At 62.8% G+C, this 12,946-nt stretch carries 9 protein-coding genes; 4 read left to right on the top strand and 5 right to left on the bottom strand.

The window, feature by feature from the left end; genetic code table 11:
* Positions 1-33 precede the first annotated feature (33 nt).
* A complete protein-coding gene (gene pbpC, locus M2360_RS05355; RefSeq protein WP_280773588.1) occupies positions 34-2,055 on the top strand; it encodes a penicillin-binding protein 1C in 2,022 nt (673 codons plus the stop codon).
* A 925-nt stretch (positions 2,056-2,980) separates the two neighbouring features.
* Here pbpC and M2360_RS05350 read toward each other — a convergent pair.
* Both M2360_RS05350 and M2360_RS05345 read right to left on the bottom strand, forming a co-directional pair.
* A complete protein-coding gene (locus tag M2360_RS05350; protein WP_280773350.1) occupies positions 2,981-4,069 on the bottom strand; it encodes a putative zinc-binding peptidase in 1,089 nt (362 codons plus the stop codon).
* Between the two features lie 9 nt (positions 4,070-4,078).
* Complete coding sequence (locus M2360_RS05345; RefSeq protein ID WP_280773349.1) at positions 4,079-5,173, bottom strand: AI-2E family transporter; 1,095 nt, start codon at positions 5,171-5,173, stop codon at positions 4,079-4,081.
* A 169-nt stretch (positions 5,174-5,342) separates the two neighbouring features.
* Here M2360_RS05345 and M2360_RS05340 point away from each other — a divergent pair, with 169 nt between their 5' ends.
* Genes M2360_RS05340 through M2360_RS05330 form a run of 3 tightly spaced genes read left to right on the top strand, consistent with a single transcriptional unit; the run spans position 5,343 to position 7,302 of the window.
* Positions 5,343-6,332 carry an MBL fold metallo-hydrolase gene (locus M2360_RS05340; RefSeq protein ID WP_280773348.1) on the top strand — a complete coding sequence of 330 codons (990 nt, stop codon included), beginning with the start codon at positions 5,343-5,345 and terminating at the stop codon, positions 6,330-6,332.
* A gap of 54 nt (positions 6,333-6,386) precedes the next feature.
* Positions 6,387-6,824, top strand: a complete 438-nt coding sequence (locus tag M2360_RS05335; protein WP_280773347.1) for a nucleotidyltransferase domain-containing protein — start codon at positions 6,387-6,389, stop codon at positions 6,822-6,824.
* The gene (locus M2360_RS05330) at positions 6,805-7,302 is read left to right on the top strand and encodes a hypothetical protein (protein ID WP_280773346.1); all 498 of its coding nucleotides are present in this window, start codon (positions 6,805-6,807) and stop codon (positions 7,300-7,302) included. Before M2360_RS05335 ends, M2360_RS05330 begins: the two co-directional genes overlap by 20 nt.
* 108 nt (positions 7,303-7,410) lie before the next feature.
* Here the strand turns inward: M2360_RS05330 and M2360_RS05325 are convergent, their stop codons facing one another.
* The 3 genes from M2360_RS05325 to M2360_RS05315 form a co-directional block, all read right to left on the bottom strand.
* Complete coding sequence (locus tag M2360_RS05325; RefSeq protein ID WP_280773345.1) at positions 7,411-9,621, bottom strand: FAD-dependent oxidoreductase; 2,211 nt, start codon at positions 9,619-9,621, stop codon at positions 7,411-7,413.
* 15 nt (positions 9,622-9,636) lie between these two features.
* Entirely contained in the window at positions 9,637-10,845 is a 1,209-nt protein-coding gene (locus M2360_RS05320; RefSeq protein ID WP_280773344.1) for an acetyl-CoA C-acetyltransferase, read from the bottom strand.
* 103 nt (positions 10,846-10,948) lie between these two features.
* Complete coding sequence (locus tag M2360_RS05315; protein WP_280773343.1) at positions 10,949-12,742, bottom strand: acyl-CoA dehydrogenase C-terminal domain-containing protein; 1,794 nt, start codon at positions 12,740-12,742, stop codon at positions 10,949-10,951.
* Positions 12,743-12,946 lie beyond the last annotated feature (204 nt).

Raw genomic sequence — 12,946 nt, 5'->3', positions numbered from 1 at the left:
CTTGTCGCCGTCCAGGCTGCCCTGTCAGCCGGGATGGTCTACGGGCTCGCCAAGGCCGACCGGGCTTTTCCGCCGCCGCTCGAGGCGGCGATGGAGCGCTCGCGCCAGGTGCTGGATCGCGACGGCCAATTGCTGCGCGCCTTCACCACCAGCGGCGGCAAATGGCGGCTGCCAGTGACCTCAGCCGATGTCGATCCGCATTATCTTCGCATGCTGGTGGCTTATGAGGACCAGCGTTTTGAGAAACATCGCGGCGTCGATCTCTGGGCGCTCGGCCGCGCCGCCGGCCAGCTGGCCGCCCATGGCCGCATCGTCTCCGGCGGTTCGACCCTGTCGATGCAGGTCGCCCGGCTGATCGAGCCTCGCAAGGACCGTTCGATCCCCGCCAAGCTGATCCAGATCGCCCGCGCCGCCCAGATTGAGAAGCGGCTGAGCAAGGCCGAGATCCTCGATCTCTATCTCAACCTCGCGCCTTTCGGCGGCAATCTCGAAGGCGTGCGCGCCGCAAGCCTCGCTTATTTCGGCAAGGAGCCGAAGCGGCTGACGGTGGCGCAGGCGGCCCTACTCGTCGCCCTGCCGCAATTGCCGGAGCGCAGGCGGCCCGACCGCTTTCCCGCCAATGCCGAAGCGGCCCGCGAACGGGTGCTGACCCGGCTCGCGGTCGCCGCCGTGATCGGCGAAGGCGAGGCCGGCCGCGCCCGGCTGGCGCCCGTGCCCAACAAGCGGCGGCAACTGCCAGCTTACGCCGCCCATCTCGCCGAAGCAGCGATCCGCAAGGACCCTCGCGCGCTCAGCCATCAGACGACGCTGAAGCGCGACGCCCAGGCGGCGCTGGAGATCGTGGCCCGCGACGCCGCCGAACGGCTGGGGCCGAAGATCTCGGTGGCGCTCTTGCTGGCCGAGAGCCGCACCGGCGCCATCCTCGCCGAAGTTGGCTCGGCCGATTATTTCGAAGGCGCCCGCTCCGGCTGGATCGACATGACCCGGACCCTGCGCTCGCCGGGCTCGACGCTCAAGCCCTTCATCTATGGTCTGGCCTTCGAGCAGGGCATGATCGCCCAGCAGACGATCATCGAGGACCGGCCCGCCGATTTCTTCGGCTACCGGCCGAAGAATTTCGACATGAGCTATCAGGGCGACGTCACCATCCGCCAGGCGCTGCAGATGAGCCTCAACGTGCCCGCCGTGAAGCTTCTCGAAGCGGTTGGCCCGACCAGGCTGACCAGCCGCTTCCGCCGCGCTGGCGTCAATCCCAAGCTGCCGCAGGGCGAAGCGCCGGGGCTGGCGATCGCGCTCGGCGGCGCGGGCGTCAGCCTGCGCGATCTCGTCCAGCTCTATGCCGCCCTCGCAAATCGCGGCTTTCCGGTACGGCTCGGCGATGGCGTCCGCGAGGAGCCGGGCGTGATCGAAGCCGAACCGATCATGGACCCGATCGCCGCCTGGCAGGTGTCGGATGTGCTCTCGGGCATGCGGCCGCCGCTCGGCGCCATTCCGCGCGGCCTCGCCTACAAGACCGGCACGTCCTATGGCTATCGCGACGCCTGGACGGTCGGTTATGACGGCAAATATGTGCTCGGCGTCTGGGTGGGCCGCGCCGACAACGCCGCCGTTCCCGGCATATCCGGCTTTCAGACCGCCGCCCCCATTCTCTTCGAAGCCTTCGCCAAGGCCAAACTCGCCCAGACCGCGCTGCCGCCGGCCCCGGCCGGCGCCTTCCGGCTGAGCGAAGCGGAATTGCCCGCGAGCCTCAAGCGCTTTGCGCTGACCGGCAACGGCCTCGTCTCCTTCTCCGCCCGCGAACCCGCGCCGAAAATCGTCTATCCGCCCGAGGGCGCGGAAGTCGACCTCGCGCTCGGCGGCGATGACGCCATGCCGCTGCAACTCAAGCTGCAAGGCGGCCGCCCGCCCTTCCGCTGGCTCGCCAATGGCCGGCCGATGGACGGCTCCAGCCGCAAGCGCAATTACCAATGGCGTCCCGATGGGGCCGGCTATTCGACGCTGACGGTGATCGACGCGGTGGGCCGCGCCTCGACGGTGCGCGTCTTCGTGCGCTGACGCGCCAAATCGCTCCGCCGCGTCATCCCGCCCGGAGTTATCCGTCATTCTCTCGCTTCGCCCATAAGGGCTCGGCCGGGGCGCGAAGAACGCCTCGTTAAGTTAGTTTTATATGACGCTCATCGCGCCCCGCATTCGGCGGTTTGTGCTTCGAACTTGACGCTCGTCGCCGCAGGTCGAGCCTGCGGGTAATCCGCCTCTAAAGCGGGCCTTACTGTAACATCCCTTTCGAGACGCCACCCTGGGGGGACGCTTTCACGTCAAGTCCCCAGTGTTCGGGGGTCGTCGTTTCTCGAAGCCCCGGAGAAAGGGATGCACGTCGTCCCCCTTTCCCCAGCGCCGGCCCCATCTCGCCGCGACGCCTCGCGGTGTAGCCGATGATGGGACGAGATGAGGATAAGCGGCGTGGGATGGTGGGGGATGGAAATATTTTTGAGGGGGTGATTTTTTGAAGAAGGCCCTCCCCCACCCCTCCCACAAGGGGAGGGGCTTAACCCAGGTCTGCCGCCGGCGTCCCACAGTTCAGCCTAGCAGAGGAGAGGTCGCTTGGGTTTGGAGGGTGAGGCAGCGCAAGCCCCTCCCCCTTGTGGGGAGGGGTTGGGGAGGGGTTTCCCCCCGCTCCATCGTCATCCTCGGCCTTGTGCCGAGGATCTAAGCCATAGAGCAAAATCAAAGCGTTGCAGATGCTCGGGAGAGGCCCGAGCATGACGACGACGAGGGTTTTAGTCTGTATGCGGTTGACGGCGTGCACAGCTCCTCATCCGGCTGCCGCCACCTTCTCCCCGCGCCTGCGGGGAGAAGGGCGATCGGGGCAATGTCGGCGCGCCACCCGCCTTCTCCCCGCAGGCGCGGGGAGAAGGCCCCGGCAGGGGGAATAGGGGCGAAGCAGGACGTCCATTCGAAGAAGAGGAAAGGCCATGCACCCTCACGCCGCTTCCTGATCCTGCTCCTTCTGGGCGCTGACGATCAGCCTCAGCACGAAATCGATCTTGGTGATGACCTTGCCCGAGACCACGAAGGGGTAGAAATCCGGCTGCCCCAGGCTGCGGTTAAGCGCGTTGATGGCGACCGTGAGCGGGATCCAGGAGGCGATGACGGGACGGATCGAGGTGGCCTTGTAGGCATCGAAATGCGGGCCCGGCTTGGGGCCGGCGCCGGGCAGAAATTCGATCTCCGGCGAGATACCGTAGACGCGGGCTGTCTCCAGCCCATCAACCATGTGAAAGCAATGCGCCCAGGTCTCGGCGAAATCCTCCCAAGGATGGGCCGAGGCGTAAGCCGAGATATAGTTTTCCTGCCAATCGACAGGCGCGCCTTCGGCGTAATGGCGTTGCAGGGCGGCGGCGTAATCCTCTGTGGGATCGCCGAACAGCGCCTTGAACCTGTTAATGCGGTCGCCGTCCTTGACGAGCAGATCCCAGTAAAAATGGCCGATCTCATGGCGGAAATGGCCGATCAGCGTGCGATAGGGTTCTCCCATTGATGTCCGGCGCTTTTCGCGCTCGGCGTCGTCGGCCTCGGCGATGTTGAGGGAGATGAGGCCGTTGTCGTGGCCGGTCATGACAGGTTCGATCGCGCCTTCGGGAGTGACGACGTCGGCCAGGAACTCGAAGGCGAGGCCGTGGTCGGGGTCGTCCAGCCGTGACGGGATCGGCAGTTCGAACCGGGTCAGCGAATAGAACAGATGCCGCTTGGCCTGCTCGATCTTCTGCCAGCGGCCGAGATTGTCGGACACGGAGAGATCGGGAATGGTGAGATTGTAGCGGCAGGCGAGGCAGAAGCTTTCGTCCTCGTCCTTGTCGACCAGCCAGTTGCAGGCCGCGTTTTCGGCATTGTCGCAGGTGATGAACAGCCTGTCAGGCGCGGCCATGGCGCGAAACGCCTCGCCCTCCGGCGCGAGCGCCGACATGGTGGAGAGATCGGCGATATAGCCGACCTTGAAACCGCATTTGAGGCAGACATTGTTGTTGAAGTGGAGCGTGTTGCCGCAATTCTGGCAGGAGAAGATTTTCATGAACGGGCCTCAAACAGTGCTGACGCGATCGCGCATCTTGATGGTGTTGCGCATGAAGGCATAGAGGATAAGCAGGGAGGGAACCGCGATGAAGCCGCCAACCGGCCCCCAAAGCCAGATCCAGAAGGCCAGCGCCAGAAACACCAGGAACGGGTTCATGGTCATGGTGACGCCGAGCACCTGGGTGGTGACGAATTGCGATTCGATGAAGTGCAGGCCGAGATAGATCGCCGGCGGCGTGAGGATGTCGATGCCGCCCTGACGGGTGGCGAGGCTGATGCAGGTGAGCAGGATCGCCATCATCGCCGGCCCGACATAGACGACGTAATTGAGCACGGCGGCGAGCACGCCCCACAACAGCGGCGACGGCATGCCGACCAGCCAGAGACAGAAGGCGACGGCGCAGCCCAGCCCGATATTGACCAAGGTGATCGTCATCAGATAGCGCGAGATCAACTGCTCGGTGTCGCGGAAGAAATGCGCGATCCGCCAGCGCACCCGGCGGGAAATGCAGAGCTTCAGCAACGCTATGCGGAACTGATCGCGCGTGGCGACGAAGAAATAGATGCTGGCGAAAAACAACAGCAGTTCGGCGATGATGGTGGGGCCGAGCGTGACGACGCTTTCGACCGCGCCGCCGCCCTGATCGACCTTGACCATGACGCCGCCGGTCTCGCCCATGGCGGAGCCCAACTGCTTCTGCATCGACTGGAACGACGCCATCATGTCTTTCCAATCGGCGATATGCAGCTTCAGGCTTTCCCAGATCACCGGCGCCTTGTCGACCCAGGCCGACAATGGCATGGCGAGCGCCCCGACCAGAATGACGACGAGCGCGATAAACAGGATGACGATGGCCAGCCCCGACACCCAGGCCGGCAGGCCGCGCCGCTCGATCGCCTTGGCGACCGGCGAGAACATCAGCCCGATCACCACGCCGAGCAGGATCGGCGCCAGGATGACTTCGGCGTAATCCAGCGCCGCAACGCCGACGATGAGCGCAATGAGGATTTGCGCGATCCGCGCGCCAATTACAGACGCCTGATCAATGCCCGACTGCGGAGCAAGCCGGATGGTTTTGAGCTGAAAGCCGCGTGCGCGCATATGTGAGCCGATCCCCGATGTGCTTCGACAACGAGATACACGTCGTTTGGTTCCGGACAGCACGGTCATTCCGGATGGATGCGGGCGCTCACGAAGCTGTGAGCGGAACGTGACCGATCTTTTCCGGAGTTTGTGCGTAAACTTCTGGGCTCAACAAGGGAGAAAAGCCATGACGATCCTGACCATTTCGCGTCGCAGTCTGTTCGCCACCGCCGCAACCGGGGCCCTCGCCGCCCCGGCGATCCTGACCACATCGCTTCTTGCCGCCGCGCCTGCCGCCGCCCAGGCTGCGCCTGCGGCAATGCCTCGTTTCAACAGCTTCAAATTCGGCGCGATGGACGTGACCGTCATTAGCGACGGCACCCGCGCCGCCGACAAGCCGAACGAAACCTTCGGAACCAACCAGAAGCCGGAAGACGTAGCGGCGCTTTTGACCGCCAATTTCCTGCCGACCGACAAATTCGTCAACGGCTTTTCGCCGGTGCTGGTCAAGACCGGCGCAGACCTCATCCTGTTCGACACCGGCATGGGCGAAGGCGGCCGCGAATGGGGCGCCGGACAATTGCGCGCCGGCATTCAGGCGGCCGGCTACAAGCCCGAGGATGTGACGCTGGTGGTGATCACCCATATGCATGGCGACCATATCAGCGGCTTGATGGAAGGCGGAAAACCGGCCTTCGCGAATGCGCGCTATGTGTTCGGCGAGGCGGAATTCGCCTTCTGGAAAGACACTGCCCGCATGGGCACGCCGGCGGAAAACGGCCATAAGGGGGTGATGAAAAACATCGCGCCGCTCGCCGAGAAAGCGACCTTCGTCAAGGACAATGCCGATGTGGCCCCCGGCGTGACCGGTATGGCCGCCTTCGGCCATTCGCCTGGGCATATGATCTATCGCCTCGAAAGCGAGGGCCAGACCCTGATCCTGACCGCCGACACCGCCAACCACTTCGTGCTGTCGCTGCAGCGGCCTGACTGGGAAGTGAAATTCGACATGGACAAGGCCAAGGCGGCGGAAGCCCGCAAGCGGGTGTTCGACATGATCGCCACCGACCGGCTGGCCTTTATCGGCTATCACATGCCCTTCCCGGCGGTGGGATATGTCGAGAAACAGGGCGAAGGTTATCGCTACAATCCGGCGACCTATCAGTTCGCGCTCTGAGCTTTATCGAGAGAGAACGGCGGGGAGAGGGATCGTCTCGCCGGTCTCGCGGCCATGTGTCGTGTTCACAGCGCCGCCAAGCACGCGGAATATTCTACGCAATCGGCAAAAGTTGACTCGATTGCCGGACAGGCCAATAATCCCCCGGGCAAGCAGAGGCGGGTCATGAGCATTGCGGTTTTGTCCGATATGGATCTTGGTGCGAGGAGAGCGTCAGCAGTATCCTTGACGAAGCAGCTTGTCGCGCGTCTGGCTGACATCGGAGTCGACGCAAAAATCTTCGGTTCGCTCTCGTCGGGCAAATTCAACGCGCAATCCGACATCGACCTGCTCGTGACCGAATGCCCGCGCCACCTCAAATATAAGATCGAAGGACTTGTGGAGGATGGGCTGCCCGGCTTCCGCTTCGATGTTGTCTATCTCGACGAAATTCCCGCGCATCGACGCCACCGTTTCCTGGAGACCGTGACCGATGCGGGCGATCTTCGTTGATCTGGACAACGACATCCGGGAAATTGCCGCCGAGGCAGAAATGCTGGGCCTGGCGTTGACTACATATAAAGCGACGAAAAGAGACCTTGAGCCGCATATGCGCTGGCTGGCTGTCAGCGGCCTCGCGTCGGGAATAGAGAAACTCTACTCCGGCTGCGAACGAGTCATGTCAACGGTCGCTTCGAGGATCGACGGCAATGCGGTGTCGCGCGATGACGGCTGGCATGCAACGCTGCTTCGGCGGATGCACAACGACTATCCGGGCATTCGCGATCGTGTGCTTTCAGATGACACCTATCGCGCATTGGACGGATTGCGGGCGTTTCGGCATCGGCAGAGGAATTCCTATGGGCTCTCGCTCGATCCGGAGATCGTGGAGGAGCGCGTCAGCGACGCTCTTGAAGCTTTTGCAATGTTCCAGGCAGACATGCAGCGACTGAAGCCACGTCTTGATCCCGGCGCTGAAGAGGCGGATTGATAAGGCCTCTGGCCCCACGCTGAGAAGGAATAGCAGAACTGACAGCAGACCCTCGGGACAAGCCCAAGGGAGACGGCGCCGGGAGGGATGCCCCCGACGCCAAAAACGTTACGCCGCCGCCTTCACCGCCTTCGGATTGAAGCGGCTGTAGAAGCTCTCGCCCTTGGCGGCCATGTCCAGCAGCAGCAGCGTCGGCTTGAAGTGGTCGCCGTAACTTGCGGCCAGCTTTTCGCACAGCGCCACGAAGGCTTTCACACCCATGCCGTCGATATAACTCAGCGTGCCGCCCGTGTAAGGGGCGAAGCCGAAGCCGAGGATAGAGCCGACATCGGCCTCGCGCGGATCGGTGACCACGCCCTCTTCCATGGTGCGGGCGGCTTCCAGCGCAATGGTGGCGAGCAGACGATCCTTGATCGTCTTGACATCAACCTCTTCGGCCTTCTTCTGCGGATAGAAGTCCTTGAGGCCCGGCCAGAGCGATTTCTTAGCGGGCTTCGCCGGATAGTCGTAGAAGCCTCGACCGTTCTTGCGACCGCGACGGTCGAGATCGTTGACCATCTTGTCGATCAGCGTCATGTGCTCCGGCTTGACGGACGCTTCGCCCAAATCGGCGATCGAGGCCTTCATGATCTTCTGGCTCAAATCAACGGCGACTTCGTCGTTGAGCGACAGGGGCCCGACCGGCATTCCGGCGGCCTTGGCGATGTTTTCGATCATCACCGCCGGCACGCCTTCGATCAGCATGTCATAGGCTTCGTTGATGTAGCGGAAGACGCAGCGATTGACGTAGAAGCCGCGCGTGTCGTTGACGACGATCGGCGTCTTGCGGATCGCGGCGACATAATCGAGCGCGGCGGCCAGCGCCTTGTCGCCGGTCTTTTCGCCGAGGATCACTTCCACCAGCAGCATCTTCTCGACCGGCGAGAAGAAATGCACGCCGATGAACTGGTCGGGGCGCTTGGAATTTTCCGCAAGCCCGGTGATCGGCAGCGTCGACGTGTTGGAGGCGAAGATCGAGCTTTCCGGCAGCACCGCCTCGACCTGTTCGATCACCGCCTTCTTGACGGTGCGGTCTTCGAACACCGCTTCAATGACGAGATCGGCGTCAGCAATCTGGCTATAGTCGGAGGTCGCGGTGATCAGCGACAACAGCTTTTCGCCCTCTTCCTTGGTCGACTTGCCCTTGGCGATCGCGCCCTTGATCAGCTCTTCGGAATGGGCCTTGCCCTTGTCGGCGGCGGTCTGGTCGCGGTCGATCAGAACCACGGGAATGCCGGCCCGCGCGGTGACATAGGCGATGGAGGCGCCCATGAAGCCTGCGCCGACCACGCCGATCTTGGAGAATGTCGTGGCGGGAACGCCTGCCGGACGGCGCGCGCCCTTGCCGAGCTCCTGCATCGACACGAACAGCGACCGGACCATGGAGCGGGCCGAAACATTGTTGAGGATCTGGGTGAAATAGCGCAGCTCGACCTTGAGCGCGAGGTCGAAGGGCAGTTGGAGGCCTTCATAGACGCATTTCACGATCGCTTCGGCGCCGGGATAATTCATATGCGTTTCGCGGCGCAGAATGGCGTTGGCGGCCGAGAACAGCTGCACGCCCTGCGGCGACCAGATGGTTCCGCCCGGCGCCTTGAAGCCCTTCTTGTCCCAGGGCGCGACCGGATCGACGCCGTTCTTGATCAGCGTCTTGGCCGCTTCGATCAGTTTGTCGGGATCGACCACCTCGTTGACCAGACCAAGCGCCTTGGCGCGTGAGGCTGTCAGGTCCGAACCCGTGGTCATGATCTGCAGCGCGTCCTGGGTGTTGATCAGGCGCGGCAGGCGCTGGGTGCCGCCGGCGCCCGGGAAGATGCCGACCTTGACTTCCGGCAGCGCGATCTTGACCGATTTGGCGTTTGAGGCAACGCGGGCGTGGCAGGACATGGCGAGTTCGGTGGCGCCGCCCATGCAGGTTCCGTTGATGGCGGCGACCCAGGGCTTTCCGCAAGTCTCGATCTTGCGCCAGAGACCGCTCATGCGGCCGGCGGCGTCGAACAGTTTCTGCGCGGCCGCAGTTGGATCGGCGGCCTTCGCCTCTTCCAGCATCGAGAACATGCCCTCGATCATGGTGAGATCGGCGCCGCCGGAGAAGGCGGATTTGCCGGAGGCGAAGACGACGCCCTTGACCTTTTCGTCAGTCACGACGGCGGCGAGGATCGCCTCGATCTCGTCCATCACCTCGAGCGTAAAGACATTCATGCTCTTGCCCGGCATATCCCAGGTGACGAGCGCTGCGCCATCGGCGTCAATGTCGAGGGTGAAATTCTTGTAAGTCATCTCTCTCTCCCAATCTCAGACGCGCTCGATGATCGTGGCTGTGCCCATGCCAGCGCCGATGCAGAGGGTCACCAGCGCGGTGCCCAGGCCGCGGCGTTCCAGCTCGTCGAGCACGGTGCCGAAGATCATCGCGCCGGTTGCGCCGAGCGGATGGCCGAGCGCGATGGCGCCGCCATTGACGTTGATCTTGTCATGCGGAATGTCGAAAGCCTGCATATAGCGCAGGACCACGGCGGCGAAGGCTTCGTTCAACTCGAAGAGATCGATGTCGCCGATGGTCATGCCGGCGCGCTTCAAGAGCTTTTCGGTGACGTCGACAGGGCCAGTCAGCATGATCGCCGGCTCGGAGCCGATATTGGCGAAAGTGCGGATGCGGGCGCGCGGCTTCAGCCCCATCGCCTCGCCGCCGGCCTTGGAGCCCAGCAGGACAGCGCCCGCGCCATCGACGATCCCTGAGGAATTGCCGGCATGATGGACATAGGAAATGCGCTCGACATCCGGATGCGCATCGATGGCGACGGCGTCAAAACCGCCCATTTCGCCCATCATCTGAAAGGAGGGCTGCAGTTGGCCGAGCGACTGCATGTCGGCGCCAGGCCGCATATGCTCGTCGCGGGCGAGAATAGTCAGACCGTTGACGTCGGTGACCGGCACGACCGAACGGGCGAAATAGCCCTGCGCCCAGGAATGTGCGGCGCGCTTCTGGCTCTCAACGGCATAGGCATCGACGTCATCGCGCGAAAAACCGTATTTGCTGGCGATCAGATCGGCCGAGACGCCCTGCGGCATGAAATAGCCGGGAATGGCGACGGAGGGATCGACCGGCCAGGAGCCGCCCGCCATGCCCATGCCGACGCGACTCATGGATTCCACACCGCCGGCGATGACGATATCGTCGGCGCCGAACGCGATTTTCGAAGCAGCGAGATTGATGGCGTCGAGACCCGAGGCGCAGAAGCGCGAGATCTGCATGCCCGGCGCCTTGAAATCATAGCCGGCCTCGAAGGCGGCCGAACGCGGGATCACCGCGCCGGCTTCCATCACCGGATCGACGCAGCCGAAAATGATGTCGTCGACGGTGGATGTGTCCAAACCGTTGCGGTCGCGCAGCGCGGCAAGCGTATGCGCCGCAAGACGGGGCGTCGGCACCTCATGCAAGGCGCCGTCCTTCTTGCCGCGGCCGCGCGGCGTCCGGACATGGTCAAAGACAAAGGCTTCGGTCATTTTTGTCTCCCAATGCCGCATGCTGCGGCTCTCCATAACTTTGTTCCGGCGATGGCCGTCGTCGAGACGACATCAAACGCCGGAACATCATCCCGTGCAATCTTTAGAACGCCGCTGCGTCCAGGGCCATGACGCTGTCGGCGCCGGCTTCGATGCGGGTCTTGCGCAGCGCCGTCTCAGGCATCATCCGCTCCATGAAGAAGCGCGCCGTGATCAACTTGTTGGCGAGGAACTCGGCGCGCGCATCGCCGGCGTCGAGAAGCTCCTGCGCCGCCTTGGCCTGACGTCCCCACATATAGCCGAGAATGACCAAGCCGAAGAGATGCATATAGTCGGTGGCGCCGGCGCCGGCATTGTCGGGCTTGGCCATGGCGTTGCTCATGAACCACATGGTGGCGGCCTGAAGATCGTTCAAGCCTTTCTTGATCGCCTTGGTGAAGGGGGCGAGTTTTTCATTGGCGCGGTTCTCTTCGCAGAAATCGCCGATGTCCTTGAACACGGCCATGACGGCGCGGCCGCCATTGGCGCCGAGCTTGCGGCCGACCAGATCCATGGCCTGAACGCCATTGGCGCCTTCATAGATCATGGCGATGCGGGCGTCGCGGACATACTGGCTCATGCCGTATTCCTCGATATAGCCGTGACCGCCGAACATTTGCTGGGCGGCTACCGCATTGTCGAAGCCGCGATCGGTCATCACGCCCTTGAGGACCGGGGTCATGATCGAAAGAATATCGTCGGCGTTCTGACGCGCAGCAGCGTCTTCGGAGCGATGCGCGATATCGGACTGCAGCGCCGAATAGAGCGCAAACGCGCGGCCGGCCTCGTTGATCGCTTTGATCTGCATCAGCGTGCGACGGACATCGGGATGGACGATGATCGGATCGGCCTTCTTGTCCGGCGCCTTGGGGCCGGTAAGCGAGCGACCCTGAATGCGGTCGCGGGCATATTGGGCGGCCGACTGATAAGCGGCTTCCGAGATCGACAGCCCCTGCAGGCCGACGCCGAGACGGGCCTCGTTCATCATCACGAACATGGCGGCCAGACCGCGATTTTCCTGTCCGATCAGATAGCCCGTCGCCTCGTCATGATTCATGACGCAGGTGGCGTTGGCGTGAATGCCCATCTTGTGTTCGATCGCGCCGCAACTGACGCCGTTGCGGGCTCCGAGCGAGCCGTCTTCATTCACCAGGAATTTCGGCACGATGAACAGCGAAATGCCCTTGGTGCCCTCTGGCGCGCCTTCGATACGGGCGAGCACCAGATGGATGATATTGTCGGACATGTCGTGTTCGCCAGCGGAGATGAAGATCTTCTGGCCGGAAATCTTGTAAGAGCCGTCGGCCTGCGGAACCGCCTTGGTGCGCAACAGCCCAAGATCGGTGCCGCAATGCGGCTCGGTGAGGTTCATCGTGCCGGTCCAGACGCCCTCGACCATTTTCGGCAGATAGGTCTCTTTCTGAGCCTCAGACCCATGCACCAGGATCGCGGCGATCGCGCCATTGGTCAGGCCGGGATACATGGCGAAGGCCATGTTGGCGGACGACATGAACTCGCCGACGGCGGTGTGCAGCACATAAGGCAGGTTCTGGCCGCCATAGGCTTCCGGCACCGAAAGCCCGATCCAGCCGCCCAGGGAATAGGCTTCATAGGCTTGCTTGAACCCGTTGGGCGGCGTGACCGAACCATCCTCATGGCGGACGCAGCCTTCCTGATCGCCGGAGAGATTGAGCGGAAACAGCACTTCCTCGGCCAGCTTCCCGGCTTCAGCAACGATTGCTTCCACGACATCGGGCGACGCCTCGGAAAAGCCGGGAAGGTTGTTGAACTTCTGGATCCCCAGGACATCATTGAGCACGAACATCGTGTCGTCGACCGGAGCCTTGTAAACGGGCATGAACGCCTCCTCGCCTTCGCCGTAAATCAATCTGAATAGCACTACTACAAAATTTTGACGTTTGCGTAAACGTCAAAAATCGCGGACTGGCTCGTTTCCAGACGACGCATCATCAGATTTCTGTGACTTTTGGACTTACGCCACAAATCGCAACTGCGCCGGCCTTGCGAAAGCAAAATGGTTAATAAATAGTAAATAAGCGAG

Origin of the sequence: Rhizobium sp. SG_E_25_P2 (genome assembly GCF_029892285.1) — a bacterium.
Taxonomy (GTDB): domain Bacteria; phylum Pseudomonadota; class Alphaproteobacteria; order Rhizobiales; family Rhizobiaceae; genus Rhizobium_E.
The sequence above is the reverse complement of the archived record's forward strand: the minus strand, read 5'-3'. Positions and strand labels throughout refer to the sequence as shown.

What these genes read in the sequence shown, in the direction of transcription:
- M2360_RS05335 (WP_280773347.1), top strand. Translation starts at nt 6,387, where the DNA reads ATGTGTCGTGTTCACAGCGCCGCCAAGCACGCGGAATATTCTACGCAA.
- M2360_RS05345 (WP_280773349.1), bottom strand. Translation starts at nt 5,173, where the DNA reads ATGCGCGCACGCGGCTTTCAGCTCAAAACCATCCGGCTTGCTCCGCAG.
- pbpC (WP_280773588.1), top strand. Translation starts at nt 34, where the DNA reads ATGGTCTACGGGCTCGCCAAGGCCGACCGGGCTTTTCCGCCGCCGCTC.
- M2360_RS05325 (WP_280773345.1), bottom strand. Translation starts at nt 9,621, where the DNA reads ATGACTTACAAGAATTTCACCCTCGACATTGACGCCGATGGCGCAGCG.
- M2360_RS05340 (WP_280773348.1), top strand. Translation starts at nt 5,343, where the DNA reads ATGACGATCCTGACCATTTCGCGTCGCAGTCTGTTCGCCACCGCCGCA.
- M2360_RS05350 (WP_280773350.1), bottom strand. Translation starts at nt 4,069, where the DNA reads ATGAAAATCTTCTCCTGCCAGAATTGCGGCAACACGCTCCACTTCAAC.
- M2360_RS05330 (WP_280773346.1), top strand. Translation starts at nt 6,805, where the DNA reads ATGCGGGCGATCTTCGTTGATCTGGACAACGACATCCGGGAAATTGCC.
- M2360_RS05315 (WP_280773343.1), bottom strand. Translation starts at nt 12,742, where the DNA reads ATGCCCGTTTACAAGGCTCCGGTCGACGACACGATGTTCGTGCTCAAT.
- M2360_RS05320 (WP_280773344.1), bottom strand. Translation starts at nt 10,845, where the DNA reads ATGACCGAAGCCTTTGTCTTTGACCATGTCCGGACGCCGCGCGGCCGC.